Source organism: Castellaniella sp., assembly GCF_049673105.1.
In the GTDB taxonomy this organism is placed as follows: Bacteria; Pseudomonadota; Gammaproteobacteria; order Burkholderiales; family Burkholderiaceae_B; genus Castellaniella.
On the sequence record NZ_JBATXG010000026.1, the window covers coordinates 56,418 to 71,602 of the forward strand.

Below are 15,185 nucleotides of genomic sequence, written 5' to 3' on the forward strand. Positions count from 1 at the left end.
CATGCAGCCGACCCCCGATCACGTCCGTCAATACATCGCCGACCACCTGGATTGCGAACACCTGGAAGTCTACGGCGACGGCGCCCACTTCGAGGCCCTGATCGTCAGCAAGGTCTTCGAGGGTCAGAACACTCTGGCCCGCCACCGCACGGTCTATCAGGCTCTGGGCGATCGCATGCGCGCAGAAATCCACGCGCTGTCGATGCGCAATCTCACCCCGGCGGAATATGCCGCCGCCCAGGAAAACAATGGATAAACTCATCATCCAGGGCGGACGCCCGCTGCACGGGGAAATCACCATCTCCGGCGCGAAAAATGCCGCCCTGCCGATCCTGTGCGCCGCGCTGCTCACCGATGAAGTGCTGGTGCTGGACAATATCCCGGCCTTGCGCGACATCGGCACCACCCTGACCTTGCTCGAACGCATGGGGATGCAGACGCACCGGCCAGGCAACGAGCAGGTCACGCTGCAGGCCGACCAGATTCACAGCCAGGAAGCGCCCTACGAGCTGGTCAAGACCATGCGCGCCTCCATCCTGGTGCTGGGGCCGCTGCTGGCGCGCTTTGGCCGCGCCAAGGTCAGCTTGCCGGGCGGCTGCGCCATCGGCCAGCGCCCGGTGGACCAGCACATCAAGGGGCTGGCCGCGATGGGCGCCCGCATCCGCATCGAGCACGGCTTCGTCGTGGCCGATGCCGACCGCCTGCGCGGCGCCAACATCCTGACCGATATGGTCACGGTCACGGGCACGGAAAACCTGCTGATGGCCGCCACCCTGGCCGAGGGCCGGACCGTGCTGGAAAACGCCGCCTGCGAACCCGAAGTCGTGGATCTGGCCCGCCTGCTGATTGCCATGGGCGCCCACATCGAAGGCCACGGCACCGACCGCATCGTCATCGAGGGGGTGGAACGCCTGCACGGCGCGCATCACCGCGTGGTGCCCGACCGCATCGAAGCCGGCACCTTCCTGTGCGCCGTCGCCGCCACGGGGGGCGACATCACGCTGCGCCGCGCGGCCCCCGACACCCTGGGCGCCGTGCTGGACAAACTGCGCGACGCCGGGCTGGACATCACCACCGGCCCGGACTGGATCCGCGCCCGCATGACGGGCCGCCCCCGCGCCACCGGCTTTCGCACCAGCGAATACCCCGGCTTTCCCACCGATATGCAAGCGCAACTGATGGCGCTGAACACCCTGGCCGACGGCACCGCCGTCATCACTGAAAGCATCTTCGAGAACCGCTACATGCACGTGCAGGAACTCTGCCGCATGGGGGCGGACATCGAGATCGACGGCCATACCGCCGTCGTCCAGGGCCATCAGGGCCTGCTGGGCGCCACGGTCATGGCCACGGATCTGCGCGCATCCGCCAGCCTGGTCATCGCCGGCCTGGCCGCTCAGGGCCAGACCACAGTGGAACGCATCTATCACCTGGACCGGGGCTACGAGCGCATGGAACACAAGCTCCAGGCGCTGGGCGCAGACATCCAACGCATTCAATAGGCACACAATGGCACAAGCCCCGCTGACCCTGGCCCTGTCCAAAGGCCGTATCTTCGAAGAGACCCTGCCGCTGCTGGCAGCTGCGGGCGTGGGCGTGCCGGAAAACCCGGAAACGTCGCGCAAACTGATCCTGCCGACCGATTCCGACGCCCTGCGCATCATCATCGTGCGCGCGTCTGACGTGCCTACGTATGTGCAATATGGCGCAGCGGATTTCGGCATCGCCGGCAAGGACGTGCTGCACGAACACATGGCCCAGCACCCCGGCGGCCTGTATCAGCCCATCGACCTGAACATCGCTCGTTGCCGGCTGTGCGTCGCCGCCCCGGAAGGCTTCGACTATCAGACCGCCGTGCGACAGGGCTCACGCCTGCGCATCGCCACCAAATACGTGCGCGCCGCCCGCGAGCACTTCGCCGCCAAGGGCGTGCACGTGGACATCATCAAGCTCTACGGTTCCATGGAACTGGCGCCGCTGGTCGGCTTGGCCGATGCCATTGTCGACTTGGTGTCCTCGGGCGGCACGCTGCGCGCCAACCATTTGGTCGAAGTCGAGGAAATCCGCCAGATCTCGTCGCGCCTGATCGTCAACCAAGCTGCCCTGAAAATGCACGGCCCGCGCCTGCAGCCGTTTCTGGACGCCTTTGCCCAAGCTTCCGCGCAAATGGCCTAAGCCCCGCCGCCCCTGCGCAAATTCGGTAAGATAGGCATTTACACCCATATTGCCGTCATGTCTCTGATCAACCGCCTGGATGCCCGCTCCGCTGATTTCGACGCGGACCTGACCCGCCTGCTGGCCTACGATGCCTCGCAGGACGAAACCATTGAATCCACGGTGCGCGACATCCTGCACGACGTGCAAACACGGGGCGATGCCGCGGTGCTCGATTACACCGCCCGTTTTGACCGGGTGCAGGCCGATCATCTGGCCGCGCTGGAAATCCCCCGCGCCGACTGGCTGTCGGCCCTGGACAACCTGCCCGCAGACCAGCGCACGGCACTGGAAGCCGCCGCCGACCGGGTGCGCCGCTATCACGACCGCCAACGCGCCGAGACCTGGACCTACACCGAAGCCGACGGCACGATGCTGGGCCAGCAGATCACCCCGCTGGACCGCGTGGGCCTGTATGTGCCAGGCGGCAAAGCCGCCTACCCGTCATCCGTGCTGATGAACGCCATTCCGGCCAAAGTCGCCGGCGTGCCCGAACTGATCATGGTCACTCCCACGCCTGGCGGCACGCGCAACCCCATGGTCCTGGCCGCCGCTGCGCTGGGCGGCGTGGACCGCGTCTTTGCCATCGGCGGCGCCCAGGCTGTCGGGGCGCTGGCCTACGGCACCCAGACCCTGCCCGCCGTGGACAAGATCGTCGGGCCGGGCAACGCCTACGTGGCCGCCGCCAAACGGCGCGTGTTCGGCACCGTCGGCATCGACATGATCGCCGGCCCGTCCGAAATCCTGATCGTGGCCGACGGCAGCACGCCCGCCGACTGGCTGGCGATCGACCTGTTTTCCCAGGCCGAACACGACGAACTCGCCCAGGCCATCCTGCTGTGCCCGGACGCCGCCTACCTGGACGCCGTCTACGCCGCCATCGAACGCCTGCTGCCCAGCCAGCCTCGCGCAGACATCCTGCGCGTCAGCCTGGCCCAGCGCGGCGCACTGATCCAGACCGCTGATCTGGCCCAGGCCTGCGTAATCGTCAACCACATCGCGCCGGAACACCTGGAAATCTCCACCCGTGACCCGCAGGCCCTGCTGCCGCAGATCCGCCATGCCGGCGCCATTTTCCTGGGCGCCTACAGTTCCGAATCTCTGGGGGACTACTGCGCCGGACCCAACCACGTTCTGCCCACCGCCCGCACGGCGCGTTTTTCCTCGCCGTTGGGCGTGTATGATTTCCAGAAACGCAGCAGCCTGATTCAGGTCTCGGCAGCCGGCGCCCAGACCTTGGGCCGCATTGCCGCCACCCTTGCCACCGGCGAAGGCCTGCACGCCCACGCCGCCAGCGCCACGTTGCGCTTGAACACGCCGGCCTGACGCCGCCCCGACTTACCAGGATTACCATCCCGCCATGCGCACTGCCACTATCGAACGCAATACCCAGGAAACCCGCATCCGAGTCGCCCTGAATCTGGACGGCACGGGTGCCCGCACCCTGAATACCGGCGTCCCGTTTCTGGATCACATGCTGGATCAGATCGCTCGCCACGGCCTGTTTGATCTGGACATCCATTGCGATGGCGATACCCATATTGACGACCATCACAGCGTAGAAGACGTCGGCATCACCTTGGGCCAGGCGTTTGCCGCCGCCGCCGGCAACAAGGCCGGCCTGCGCCGCTACGGTCACGCCTACGTCCCGCTGGATGAATCGCTGTCCCGCGTGGTGGTGGACCTGTCCGGGCGCCCCGGCTTGTTCTATCACGTCGATTACGCTCGCGCGCTCATCGGCAGCTTTGACGTGGACCTGGCGCGGGAATTCTTCCAGGGCTTCGTGAATCACGCGCAAGCCACCGTGCACATCGACAATCTGCGCGGGGAAAACGCCCACCATCAATGCGAAACCATCTTCAAGGCCTTTGGCCGGGCTTTGCGCATGGCCACAGAAATCGACCCGCGCGCCGGCGGCGCGATCCCCTCGACCAAGGGCGCCCTTTGACACCGGGCAGATCCAGACCGCGACACTCCCCCAGGACTTCCGCATCGTGACTCGCATCGCCATCGTCGACTACGGCATGGGCAACTTTCACTCGGTCGCTCGCGCCTTGCAGGCAGCCGCCCCCGATCAGGACATCCGCATCGCCCGGCAGGCCGCCGACATCCTGGCCGCTGACCGCATCGTCTTTCCCGGCCAGGGCGCCATGCCGGACTGCATGCGCACGCTGGACTCATCCGGCCTGCGCGACGCCGTCCTGCAGGCAGCCCGCGAAAAACCGCTGCTGGGCGTCTGCGTGGGCGAACAGATGCTGTTCGACGGCAGCGACGAAGGCGATACGCCCGGCCTGGGTCTGTTTGCCGGTCGCGTACGACGCTTCCAGGGGCCGGCTTTCCAATTGCCGGTCGGCCATGGCGATACGGCAGCGCGTCTGAAAGTGCCCCACATGGGCTGGAACACCGTGACCCAGACCCGGCCCCACCCTTTGTGGGATGGAGTCGCCCAGGACACCCCGTTCTACTTCGTTCACAGCTATTACGCGCAGCCCGCCGACCCCGCCCTGACGGCAGCCATCAGCCGCTACGGCCAGGATTTCTGCTGCGCAATTGCCGCCGACAATATTTTTGCCGTACAGTTTCACCCAGAAAAGAGCGCAGCACCTGGCCTGCGGATCTACCGCAACTTCAGCCGCTGGCAGCCCTGACCTCCACCCTCGGTGTTTTCCATCCTATCTGCACTGACACGACGACCATGCTTCTGATCCCCGCCATCGACCTCAAAGACGGGCACTGTGTGCGCTTGCGCCAGGGTGACCTGGGCGACGCCACCGTCTTTTCCGAAGACCCTGCCGCCATGGCGACCCGGTGGGCCGACCTGGGCGCCCGCCGCCTGCACCTGGTGGACTTGAACGGTGCCGTCGCCGGCAAGCCGCGCAACCGGGCAGCCATCCAGGCCATCGTGGACGCCACCAGCGAAGACCTTCCCATTCAGATCGGCGGCGGCATCCGCGACCTGAACACGGTCGAATACTATCTGGACAACGGGATTTCCTACGTCATCATCGGCACGGCAGCCGTGAAAGACCCCGGCTTTCTCAGCGATGCCTGCTCGGCCTTCCCCGGCCACATCATCGTCGGCCTGGACGCTCGCGACGGCAAGGTCGCCACCGACGGCTGGTCCAAACTCACCCGCCATGACGTGGCAGACCTGGCTCGCAAATTCGAGGACTACGGCTGCGAATCCATCATCTACACCGACATCGGTCGCGACGGCATGCTCAGCGGCGTCAATATCGAAGCCACCGTGCACCTGGCGCAGCAAGTCCGCATCCCGGTCATCGCTTCGGGCGGCGTAGCATCCCTGGACGACATTCGCGCCCTGTGCGCCGTGGCGGACCAAGGCATCGACGGCGCCATCCTGGGCCGCAGCATCTACGAGGGCACGCTGGACTTCGCCGATGCCCAGACCTTGGCCGATACGCTGTGCGGCGATGAAGACGATCTGGATGACGAATCCAGGCCATCCGCATGAGCCACGCCGCCTCGCCCCCCGCCGGGGAATCCCTCGCTGCCCAGTCCGCAGACGAATCCAGTCTGTGCTGCCGCATCATCCCCTGCCTGGACGTCAATGCCGGCCGCGTGGTCAAGGGCGTCAATTTCGTCAATCTGACCGATGCCGGCGATCCCGTAGAAATCGCTCGCCGCTATGACGAGCAAGGCGCCGACGAACTCACGTTTCTGGACATCACCGCCACCTCCGACGATCGCGACCTGATCCTGCCCATCATCGAATCGGTGGCCCGCCAGGTTTTCATCCCGCTGACGGTTGGCGGCGGCGTGCGCCAGGTATCCGACATCCAGCGCTTGCTGGACGCCGGCGCCGACAAGGTCTCCATCAACAGCGCTGCAGTGGCGCGTCCGGAACTGGTGGCCGAAGCCGCCAGCCATCACGGATCCCAGTGCATCGTAGTGGCCCTGGACGCCCGCCGCGTCTGCGCCCCCGGCGAACCGGCCCGCTGGGAAATCTTCACCCACGGCGGGCGCAAAGGCACCGGCCTGGATGCCGTGCAATGGGCTCGCCGCATGGCCGACATGGGCGCCGGTGAGCTGCTGCTGACCAGCATGGATCGTGACGGCACCAAATCCGGCTTCGATCTGGAACTGACCCGCGCCGTATCCGATGCAGTGCCTGTGCCGGTGATCGCCTCCGGCGGCGTGGGCAGCCTGCAGCACCTGGCCGATGGCGTCATACACGGTCATGCCAGCGCTGTGCTGGCCGCCAGCATCTTCCATTTCGGCCAGCATACCCTGGCCGAAGCCAAAGACTTCCTGGCCGCCCAGGGCATCCGGGTACGGCGATGACGCACGCCACGCCGCCCGCCTGGCTGGACGCTCTGCGCTTTGACGAGCAGGGCCTGATTCCCGCCATCGCCCAGGACGCCGGCACGGGGACGGTGCTGATGATGGCCTGGATGAACGCCGAAGCCGTCCAGGAAACCGTGCGTACCGGGCGTGCCGTGTATTTTTCACGGTCCCGCCAGCGGCTGTGGCGCAAAGGCGAAGAATCCGGTCACATCCAGCAGATTCACGACATTCGCCTGGACTGCGATGGCGACGTGCTGCTGCTGAAAGTCACGCAGATCGGCGGCATCGCCTGCCATACCGGGCGCGAGCGCTGCTTTTTCCGTAGTCTGGACAGGCAAAACGCCGAGCCGACCTGGGCCGTGCAGGACCCGGTCCTGAAGGACCCCGGCACGATCTACCATACCCCGCACGCCTGATCCCCATCCGGCATGTCCATCACGCTTCCGCTGCCATGAATTCCGCTCACACGCCTTCCTCTTCCGACACCCTGGCCCGGCTGGCCGACACCCTGGCCAGCCGCCGGCCGGATCGCGGTGGCGACCCCAATACGTCCTATACGGCCAAGCTGCTGGCGCGGGGTCCCGATGCTTTCTTGAAGAAAATCGGCGAAGAAGCCACCGAGCTGGTCATGGCAGCAAAAGACGGCCAAGCAGACCGCATCGTGGCTGAAACCGCCGATTTGTGGTTCCACTGCCTGGTGGCGTTGACGCACTTCAATCTGCGCCCCGAAGACGTACTGGCCGAACTGGCCCGTCGCGAAGGCCTGTCCGGACTCGCAGAAAAGGCCGCCCGCCCCAAAGATTAAGCGGAACCTTCAGGCATCCACCCTCCATATCGATTGGGTCAATACAACGCCCGGAAAATTGTGGCAACATACGTAGTTGAATAGACCTATGTCCAGCCCTGTTTTATAAAGTCCATGAGTCACGATTGCCTGTTCTGTAAAATCGCCCGGCACGAGATCCCGGCCCGCATCGTGCACGAAGACGATGAATTCCTCGCCTTCCACGACATTAATCCAGCGGCCCCGGTTCATCTATTGCTGATTCCCAAACACCATGTCGCCTCGCTGGCTGACACGGTCCCGGCAGACGGCGCCTGGCTGGCCCGCATGCTGCAACTGGTCCCGCAACTGGCTGCCGCCAACGGCTGCAATCCCTTGCCCGAAGGCGGCTTCCGGCTGGTGGCCAACACCGGCGCCGAAGGCGGCCAGGAAATCGACCATCTTCATTTTCATATTCTGGGTGGCGCCCGCCCCTGGTCAAAACGCGCGGCGCCCGCCGCCTAAGGAGTTCTCATGGGTAGCTTTAGCATCTGGCACTGGCTGATCGTTCTGGTCATCGTCGCCCTGATTTTCGGTACCAAAAAACTGCGCAACGTCGGCGAAGACCTCGGCGGAGCCGTCAAGGGCTTCAAAAAGGGCATGAAAGACGCCCAGCAGGCCGACGACAACGCCGAAGCCAAACCGGCAGTCGCTCAAAAAGTCCAGGATTCCAACACTGTGGACGTTCAGGCACGCGAAAAAACCGACGCCTGATTTCGCATACTGAACCGGAACCGCTATGTTTGATGTCAGCTTCAGCGAACTGATGCTGATCGGCGTGATCGCGCTGATCGTCATCGGTCCCGAACGCCTGCCCAAAGTCGCCCGCACGGTCGGGCACTTGCTGGGGCGGGCTCAACGCTACGTGAATGAAGTCAAAACCGATATCCAAAAGGAAATGGACCTGAAGGAACTCGGTGACATCAAAAACCAGATGGAAGACGCCGCCCGTTCAGTACAAACCTCGATGACTTCGTCCGTGGACGACCTGAAAGCCGCCGTCACCCAACCGACGCAGGCGATTCAGGATTCGCTGGACGAAGCGCGCAAGGCCCTCGACGTAAACAAGGCTCTCGACGTAAAGAAAGATGACTGACGCATCCGACGCCTCTTCCCAGGACACCTTCATCTCCCACCTGATCGAGTTGCGCAACCGGCTGCTGCGCGCGGTGATAGCCGTGCTGGGCATCTTCGTGGTGCTGTTTCTGTATCCGGGGCCTTCCGCGATCTATGACGTGCTGGCGCAGCCCATGCTGGCCTCGCTGCCTGCCGGCACGCGCATGATCGCCACCGGCGTGATCACGCCCTTCATGGTGCCCCTCAAGGTCACTTTGCTGACGGCGTTCGTGCTGGCCCTGCCCTTTGTGCTGTACCAGGCCTGGGCCTTTGTCGCCCCTGGCCTGTACCGCCACGAGCAGCGCCTGGCCATGCCTCTGATCATTTCCAGCACCCTGCTGTTCTTGCTGGGCATGGCCTTTTGCTATTTCGTCGTTTTCCACACGGTCTTCAGCTTCATCGCCAACTTTGCACCACAGTCCATCACGCCGGCTCCTGACATCGAAGCCTACGTCAACTTCGTGATGACCATGTTCCTTGCATTTGGCGTCACATTCGAAGTTCCCGTCGCCGTCGTCCTGCTGGTCAAGACCGGCATGGTCACCGTCAAAAAACTGCGTGAAATCCGTGGCTACGTGATCGTTGGCGCCTTCGTCATCGCTGCGGTGGTGACTCCCCCCGACGTGCTCAGCCAGATTCTGCTGGCCGCCCCCTTGTGCCTGCTGTACGAAATCGGCATCCTGGCTGGTGCGGCGCTGGAAAAAAGCAGACCCCGCGAAGCAGATCCGGCAGACCAGGCCAACGCGGTCGTGTCCCAGGACGATGCTGGGGAATAATCCCGGCTAAAAAAACAGGCGCCCGGTCGGGCGCCTGAATCATATCTCTCAAGAGCGCCGCACCGATCAACCAGCAGCGCCCGCCAACACCCGATCCTGCACCTGCCGGAAGGCATCCGCCTTCTTGAATCCCACAACCCGCGCCTCGGGAATGTACTGCCCCTGAGGATCGAAAAACAGGATGCCCGGCGGACCAAACAGGTCGAAGCGCGCCAGCAAGGCGCGATCGTCGTCCGTCATCCGCGTCACATCCGCCTGCAGCAACAGCATCTGGCCCATGCGCTCGGCGACGGCAGGATCGCTGAAGGTGAATTTCTCCATTTCCAGGCAAGAGACGCACCAGTCGGCATAGAAATCCAGCATGACGGGCCGGTCTGTCGCCGCCAGCCGCGCATCCAGATCCGCCACGGACACTACCCGCGTGAATCGGGCGCGGATGGCGGCTGGATCGACCGCCACCCCGGTCTGCCCGCCGGGAACGGCCCCAGCACCGGCAGCAAACGGCGCCAGGGGCCGCAGCATATCCTGCCCACCTGCCAACAGACCCGCCCCCTGGGCCAGCCCCCACAAGGCCAGCATGATGGCCAGAGCGCGCATCAGCAGCCGCAACGGCCCCACGGCCTCCGGCTGGTCCTGTGCAACCGCCCGCCAGATCAACAGCGCCGCCCACAAGGCCAACAGCACCCAGCCTGTGACATACAAGCCATCCGCCAGCAGCGGACGCGCCATCCACCAGGCGGTCGCCAGCAGCAGCAAGCCAAAACCTGCCTTCAGCGGCGCCATCCAGGCCCCGGCGCGCGGGATCAGCATCCCGGCCCCGGCGCCTACCGCCAACAGCAACAGCCCTTCGCCCCATGCCATGGCGAACAAGGCGGTGGCACCGATCACCACATCGCCCGTCTGGGAGATGAACAGGAGCACGCCTGCCAGCGGCGCTGCCACACAGGGCCCGACAATCAGGGCCGACACCATTCCCATCAGGAACACGCCGCCGGTTTGCCCCCCTGGCAGCGTCTGCATCCAGACTTGCATGCGCGACTGAAAGCCGACCGGCGCCTGCAAAGTGAACACGTCCAGCATCGCCAAGGCGAACAGCGCCAGCAAGACGGCAAATACACCCAGCACCCAGGGGGACTGCAGCCACGCAGCCAAACCCGCTCCCAGCAAGCCGGCCACGACGCCCAGCGCGGTATAGACGACCGACATGCCCAGCACATAGACGGCAGCCAGGCCCAGGCCTCGACGGCGGCTGACGGTCTGCTGGTTCTTGCCCGCCAGGATGGCCAGCAAGATCGGCACCATGGGCAGCACGCAAGGAGTCAGGGACAGCAAGACGCCAAACAGCAGGCTCAGGCCCAGGATCTGCCATAGAGGCGCCTGATGCAGCCATGCGGCCATGCCCACATCGCCCAGATCCAGCCACGACGCTTCAGCTTGCATGCCACCCGCCGCAGACGCAGTCGCGGGAGCGGACACCTCGTCCTGCGGCGCAGGCACCTGATCGCGCACCAGCGGACCCTGTGCCTGGTAGCCATCTCCTTGGGCTGCCAGCGTGAACTGCATCGTCATCGGCGGGTAGCACAGCCCCTGGTCCGAGCAGCCCTGCCCCGTCACGGTCACTTGCAAGGGCGCTGCAGCATTGCCCTGCAAGGGCGCGCGCAAGGTCACCCCATTGTGAAAGACCTCCATGTCCTGATCAAACGTGGGGTCGTACTTCACCTGCCCCTTGGGCAGCATCAAGGCCTGCGACCAGGTCGGCTGGCGGGTTTCCGTGCCCGGCGGCGTCAAGCTCGACGCGCGGAACAACAGCAATTGGCCGGCGGCGTCTTCGATGCGGACCTCGAAGCGTTCCTGGTACATGTAATAACCCGGCGCGATGGCGTAATGCACATCCAGCGTCTGGGCATCCGGCATGGCCACCGTAGCGATAAAAGCCTTGTCGGGATCCAGGAAATCCTCGTCCGCCCACGCCTGGCCAAACATACCCAGCGCCAGCAGACCTGCCAGCAACAGGGACAGGAACTTCTTCATAGAGCGATCTCTTGCAATGCCGGCCCAAGGGATTCGAGCCTGCAGACTATCAGGGCAACGGCGCAGCCGGGGGTTCGACCACATTCTGGGCTACCCAGTCTAGATAAGGCGTACTGCCGGCGGGTACGCCCAGCACCAGGAATTCCGGAATTTCGTAGGGATGCAGTTCGCACAAGCGCCGGTAAAGCGCCGGCAATACCGCCGCCGTGGTCTTGAATTGCAGCGGGATTTCCTCGCAGCCTTCCAGATTCCCCTGCCACAGATACATGGACGTCACCGTCCCCCCGACTTGCGCGCAAGCCACCAGGGATTCCTCGACCAGGATGTGGGCAATGCGTTTGGCCAACAGCATATCGGGCGCGGTGGACAGCACCACGACGGCATCGCTGGGTGCCCCATCCTGGCGCCGCAGTCCTCCAAAAGCCTCGATCGGTGCAGAGGCGTCTGCGCCCCCGGCCTGGCTCGCGTCAGCTGACATGGTAAATCCCGATGGACAAAACCCTTTGATTTTACATGCAAAAAGCCCGAAGCTCTGGCCTCGGGCTTTTTGAAGACCTGGCGGCGTGATCAAGATCACGCCCCAATGCTGAACTTATTCAGCAGCGGCGTCGGTCTCGGGACGATCCACCAGTTCCATATAGGCCATGGGGGCGTTGTCGCCTTGGCGAAAGCCCATCTTCAGCACACGGGTGTAACCGCCATTGCGAGCGGCAAAGCGCGGTCCGATGTCGTTGAACAGTTTGGTCACGACGTCGCGATCACGCAGACGGGCGAAAGCCAGGCGGCGGTTGGCCAACGTGGGGTTCTTGCCCAGGGTGATCAGGGGTTCCACCACGCGGCGCAATTCCTTGGCCTTGGGCAGGGTGGTCTTGATGGCTTCGTGGGTCAGCAGGGACACTGCCATGTTGCGAAACATGGCCAGACGATGGCTGCTGGTACGGTTCAGTTTGCGAAGGCCGCTACGATGACGCATGATGATTTCCTTGTTTGAATCTAAAACCCGGATCTTCTATCGCACAAGGCGCGGCCCGGGTGGGTTGTCAGCACTTGCCCAGAATCAGGGCAGGCGCGGGATTTTAGCATGGGGAGACGGAAACCCGCCTGCCCCATACCGGGTTACTTACGGACGCTCCAGCCCGACGGGGGGCCAGTTTTCCAGTTTCATGCCCAGAGTCAGGCCGCGTGCAGCCAAGACTTCCTTGATCTCGTTGAGCGACTTGCGACCCAGGTTCGGGGTCTTCAGCAGCTCGTTCTCGGTGCGCTGGATCAGATCGCCGATGTAGTAGATGTTCTCGGCCTTCAGACAGTTGGCCGAACGCACCGTCAGTTCCAGATCGTCCACCGGGCGCAGCAGCACGGGGTCAATGGGAGCCGATTGGCCGCCCATCGGCAGGCTGCTGGTCGTCAGCTGACCGGCGTCCTTGTCGGCCAGGGACACAAACACCGACACCTGATCCATCAGGATGCGAGCCGATTGACGCACGGCTTCTTCGGGGCTGATGACACCATTGGTCAGCACATCCAGCACCAGCTTGTCCAGGTCGGTGCGCTGTTCCACCCGCGCATTTTCCACGGCATAGCTGACGCGGCGCACCGGGCTGAAAGACGCATCCAGCACGATCTGGCCGATGGTGGCGGAGCGGTCATCGACCAGCGCGCGCACATTGCCCGGCACATAGCCGCGGCCCTGCTCGACCTTGATCTGCATTTCGATGCGACCATTGTCGGTCAGCGTGGCGATCAGGTGATCCGGATTGACGATTTCAACGTCGTGCGGCAGTTCGATGTCGCGCGCCCGGATTTCACCCGGACCTTGCTTGTTCAGTTGCAGCGTGACTTCTTCACGATTATGCAGCTTGAACACCACGCCCTTCAGGTTCAGCAAGACGTCGACGACGTCTTCACGCACACCGGCGATGGTGGAGTATTCATGCACGACCCCGCTGATCTGGACTTCGGTCGGCGCATAGCCGGTCATCGACGACAGCAGGATGCGGCGCAGGGCATTGCCCAGCGTATGGCCATAACCACGCTCGAAGGGTTCCATGACGACCTTGGCGTGATTGGCGCCCAGCGATTCCACCGTGATGGTGCGGGGCTTGAGAAAACCTTGTGCGGACATAACTGTTCCTTTTCAATACCCTCGGCTCGTTACACCGATAAGGCTGATGGGAATGAAGGACCGGCGATAATGCCGGAGCAACACGACAGCCCACCTCGGACGCATGCCTGAGTGTGGGCTGACTGACAGCCCCCGGCCCGAAGCCAGGGACTGCGTGGCGGCGCCAGGCCGCCAGAATCGATCAGCGGGAATACAATTCCACGACCATGGATTCGTTCACGTCATGAGCGACGTCAGCGCGATCCGGGGCCTGCTTGAACACGCCCGACAGCTTGCCGGCGTCGACTTCCACCCACTGGGGCAGACCATTGCCGGTCGCCAGATCCAGAGATTCCTTGATGCGGATCTGGTTCTTGGCTTTTTCGCGAATCGCGATCACGTCACCGGATTTCACCAGCATCGAAGCGATATCGGCGGTGTGGCCGTTCAGTTCGATGGCGCGGTGGTTCACCAGCTGACGCGCTTCGGCACGCGTCGAGCCGAAGCCCATGCGATAAACGACGTTGTCCAGACGCGATTCCAGCAGCTGGATCAGCGTTTCGCCGGTGTTGCCGCGACGGCGTTCGGCTTCTTGGAAGTAGCGGCGGAACTGCTTTTCCAGCACGCCGTACATACGCTTGAGCTTCTGCTTTTCACGCAGTTGCAGACCGAAGTCGGACGTGCGGGAACCTGAGGTGCGGCCATGCTGACCGGGCTTGGATTCGAGCTTGCACTTCGAATCCAGCGAACGGCGGGCGCTCTTCAGGAACAGATCGGTACCCTCGCGACGCGAGAGTTTGCATTTGGGTCCAATGTAACGAGCCAAGATGTTCCCCTTAGATGCGACGGCGCTTGGGCGGACGGCAGCCGTTATGCGGCACCGGCGTGATGTCGGAAATGCTGGAGATCTTGATCCCCAGGGCGTTCAAGGCGCGCACGGAAGATTCGCGACCGGGGCCGGGGCCCTTGATGCGGACTTCCAGGGTCTTGATGCCGTATTCCTGGGCCACGCGGCCTGCGGATTCAGCAGCCACCTGCGCGGCGAACGGGGTCGATTTACGCGAACCCTTGAAGCCTGCGCCACCAGACGTCGCCCACGACAGCGCATTGCCCTGACGGTCGGTGATGGTAATGATGGTGTTGTTGAAAGACGCGTGGACGTGAGCAATCCCGTCCGACACGCTTTTCTTGACTTTCTTGCGGACGCGCGAGGCGCCGGCTTGTGCTTTGGCCATGTTGATTCCTATTTATTTCTTCAGGGACGCTGCTGCGCGACGCGGCCCCTTGCGGGTGCGAGCGTTCGTGCGAGTGCGCTGACCGCGCACCGGCAGGCCACGTTTGTGGCGCATGCCACGATACGTGCCCAGATCGATCAGACGCTTGATCGACAGTTGCACTTCACGACGCAGGTCGCCTTCCACAGTGAAGGAATGCACCTGCTCGCGGATCTTTTCCAACTCAGCGTCGCTCAGATCCTTGATCTTTTTGGAATATTCGATGCCGGTCGCTTCGCAGATCTTGCGAGCGCGCGAGCGGCCAATGCCAAAAATCGCGGTCAAGCCGATTTCGGCGTGTTGATGCGGCGGAATATTGATGCCAGCAATACGGGCCATGACTGTTCCTCGTGAAATCCGTGATGCCCGGCCTTAGCCTTGGCGTTGCTTGTGACGCGGGTCGGTGCAGATGACACGCACCACGCCGTGACGTTTAATGATTTTGCAGTTGCGGCAGATCCGCTTTACCGATGCCATTACCTTCATGGGATTCTCCTGGTTTTTGACCGGCCGCCTATTTGGAGCGGAAAACTATCCTGGCG

General features: G+C 63.6%; 21 protein-coding genes and 1 pseudogene. 14 read left to right on the plus strand and 8 right to left on the minus strand.

Features of this window, described 5'->3' with window-relative positions:
- The first annotated feature begins 1 nt into the window (after position 1).
- From WBF69_RS10885 to tatC, 14 genes and pseudogenes are all read left to right on the plus strand, one after another.
- A complete protein-coding gene (locus WBF69_RS10885; RefSeq protein ID WP_424264043.1) occupies positions 2-256 on the plus strand; it encodes a BolA family protein in 255 nt (84 codons plus the stop codon).
- On the plus strand, positions 249-1,502 hold the full coding sequence (murA, locus tag WBF69_RS10890) for a UDP-N-acetylglucosamine 1-carboxyvinyltransferase (protein ID WP_424264045.1): 1,254 nt from the start codon (positions 249-251) through the stop codon (positions 1,500-1,502). The genes WBF69_RS10885 and murA overlap by 8 nt, the downstream gene beginning before the upstream one ends.
- 7 nt (positions 1,503-1,509) lie before the next feature.
- Positions 1,510-2,175 (plus strand): ATP phosphoribosyltransferase, encoded by a 666-nt coding sequence (gene hisG, locus WBF69_RS10895; protein ID WP_424264047.1) that lies wholly within the window; start codon positions 1,510-1,512, stop codon positions 2,173-2,175.
- Positions 2,176-2,232: 57 nt separating this feature from the next.
- Positions 2,233-3,540 carry a histidinol dehydrogenase gene (gene hisD / locus WBF69_RS10900; protein WP_424264049.1) on the plus strand — a complete coding sequence of 436 codons (1,308 nt, stop codon included), beginning with the start codon at positions 2,233-2,235 and terminating at the stop codon, positions 3,538-3,540.
- A 34-nt stretch (positions 3,541-3,574) separates the two neighbouring features.
- Complete coding sequence (gene hisB / locus WBF69_RS10905; RefSeq protein WP_424264051.1) at positions 3,575-4,162, plus strand: imidazoleglycerol-phosphate dehydratase HisB; 588 nt, start codon at positions 3,575-3,577, stop codon at positions 4,160-4,162.
- Between the two features lie 46 nt (positions 4,163-4,208).
- Positions 4,209-4,862 (plus strand): imidazole glycerol phosphate synthase subunit HisH, encoded by a 654-nt coding sequence (hisH, locus tag WBF69_RS10910; protein WP_424264053.1) that lies wholly within the window; start codon positions 4,209-4,211, stop codon positions 4,860-4,862.
- Between the two features lie 47 nt (positions 4,863-4,909).
- The gene (hisA, locus tag WBF69_RS10915; protein WP_424264055.1) at positions 4,910-5,689 is read left to right on the plus strand and encodes a 1-(5-phosphoribosyl)-5-[(5-phosphoribosylamino)methylideneamino]imidazole-4-carboxamide isomerase; all 780 of its coding nucleotides are present in this window, start codon (positions 4,910-4,912) and stop codon (positions 5,687-5,689) included.
- Positions 5,686-6,519 carry an imidazole glycerol phosphate synthase subunit HisF gene (gene hisF, locus WBF69_RS10920; RefSeq protein ID WP_424264057.1) on the plus strand — a complete coding sequence of 278 codons (834 nt, stop codon included), beginning with the start codon at positions 5,686-5,688 and terminating at the stop codon, positions 6,517-6,519. The genes hisA and hisF overlap by 4 nt, the downstream gene beginning before the upstream one ends.
- On the plus strand, positions 6,516-6,938 hold the full coding sequence (gene hisI, locus WBF69_RS10925; protein WP_424264059.1) for a phosphoribosyl-AMP cyclohydrolase: 423 nt from the start codon (positions 6,516-6,518) through the stop codon (positions 6,936-6,938). Before hisF ends, hisI begins: the two co-directional genes overlap by 4 nt.
- 35 nt (positions 6,939-6,973) lie before the next feature.
- Positions 6,974-7,327, plus strand: a complete 354-nt coding sequence (locus tag WBF69_RS10930) for a phosphoribosyl-ATP diphosphatase (RefSeq protein ID WP_424264061.1) — start codon at positions 6,974-6,976, stop codon at positions 7,325-7,327.
- Between the two features lie 114 nt (positions 7,328-7,441).
- Positions 7,442-7,810 (plus strand): histidine triad nucleotide-binding protein, encoded by a 369-nt coding sequence (locus WBF69_RS10935; protein ID WP_424264063.1) that lies wholly within the window; start codon positions 7,442-7,444, stop codon positions 7,808-7,810.
- Between the two features lie 9 nt (positions 7,811-7,819).
- Positions 7,820-8,059: a Sec-independent protein translocase subunit TatA gene (gene tatA / locus WBF69_RS10940; protein WP_424264065.1), complete on the plus strand. Its 240-nt coding sequence runs from the start codon at positions 7,820-7,822 to the stop codon at positions 8,057-8,059.
- 25 nt (positions 8,060-8,084) lie between these two features.
- A pseudogene (gene tatB, locus WBF69_RS10945) lies at positions 8,085-8,423 on the plus strand (Sec-independent protein translocase protein TatB); the annotation flags it as partial.
- 10 nt (positions 8,424-8,433) lie between these two features.
- The gene (tatC, locus tag WBF69_RS10950) at positions 8,434-9,237 is read left to right on the plus strand and encodes a twin-arginine translocase subunit TatC (RefSeq protein ID WP_424264067.1); all 804 of its coding nucleotides are present in this window, start codon (positions 8,434-8,436) and stop codon (positions 9,235-9,237) included.
- A 66-nt stretch (positions 9,238-9,303) separates the two neighbouring features.
- Here tatC and dsbD read toward each other — a convergent pair whose 3' ends face one another.
- The 8 genes from dsbD to rpmJ form a co-directional block, all read right to left on the minus strand.
- Positions 9,304-11,268 (minus strand): protein-disulfide reductase DsbD, encoded by a 1,965-nt coding sequence (gene dsbD, locus WBF69_RS10955; protein WP_424264069.1) that lies wholly within the window; start codon positions 11,266-11,268, stop codon positions 9,304-9,306.
- 49 nt (positions 11,269-11,317) lie between these two features.
- Positions 11,318-11,746, minus strand: coding sequence for a divalent-cation tolerance protein CutA (gene cutA / locus WBF69_RS10960; RefSeq protein ID WP_424264071.1), 429 nt, complete (start codon positions 11,744-11,746; stop codon positions 11,318-11,320).
- Between the two features lie 114 nt (positions 11,747-11,860).
- On the minus strand, positions 11,861-12,241 hold the full coding sequence (rplQ, locus tag WBF69_RS10965; RefSeq protein ID WP_323018660.1) for a 50S ribosomal protein L17: 381 nt from the start codon (positions 12,239-12,241) through the stop codon (positions 11,861-11,863).
- Between the two features lie 147 nt (positions 12,242-12,388).
- Positions 12,389-13,390, minus strand: coding sequence for a DNA-directed RNA polymerase subunit alpha (locus WBF69_RS10970; RefSeq protein WP_424264073.1), 1,002 nt, complete (start codon positions 13,388-13,390; stop codon positions 12,389-12,391).
- Positions 13,391-13,571: 181 nt separating this feature from the next.
- On the minus strand, positions 13,572-14,195 hold the full coding sequence (gene rpsD, locus WBF69_RS10975; protein WP_424264075.1) for a 30S ribosomal protein S4: 624 nt from the start codon (positions 14,193-14,195) through the stop codon (positions 13,572-13,574).
- Positions 14,196-14,205: 10 nt separating this feature from the next.
- Positions 14,206-14,604 (minus strand): 30S ribosomal protein S11, encoded by a 399-nt coding sequence (rpsK, locus tag WBF69_RS10980; RefSeq protein WP_323018663.1) that lies wholly within the window; start codon positions 14,602-14,604, stop codon positions 14,206-14,208.
- A 12-nt stretch (positions 14,605-14,616) separates the two neighbouring features.
- Positions 14,617-14,982, minus strand: a complete 366-nt coding sequence (gene rpsM, locus WBF69_RS10985; RefSeq protein WP_298014661.1) for a 30S ribosomal protein S13 — start codon at positions 14,980-14,982, stop codon at positions 14,617-14,619.
- Positions 14,983-15,015: 33 nt separating this feature from the next.
- On the minus strand, positions 15,016-15,129 hold the full coding sequence (rpmJ, locus tag WBF69_RS10990; RefSeq protein ID WP_003805360.1) for a 50S ribosomal protein L36: 114 nt from the start codon (positions 15,127-15,129) through the stop codon (positions 15,016-15,018).
- Between the last annotated feature and the right edge of the window lie 56 nt (positions 15,130-15,185).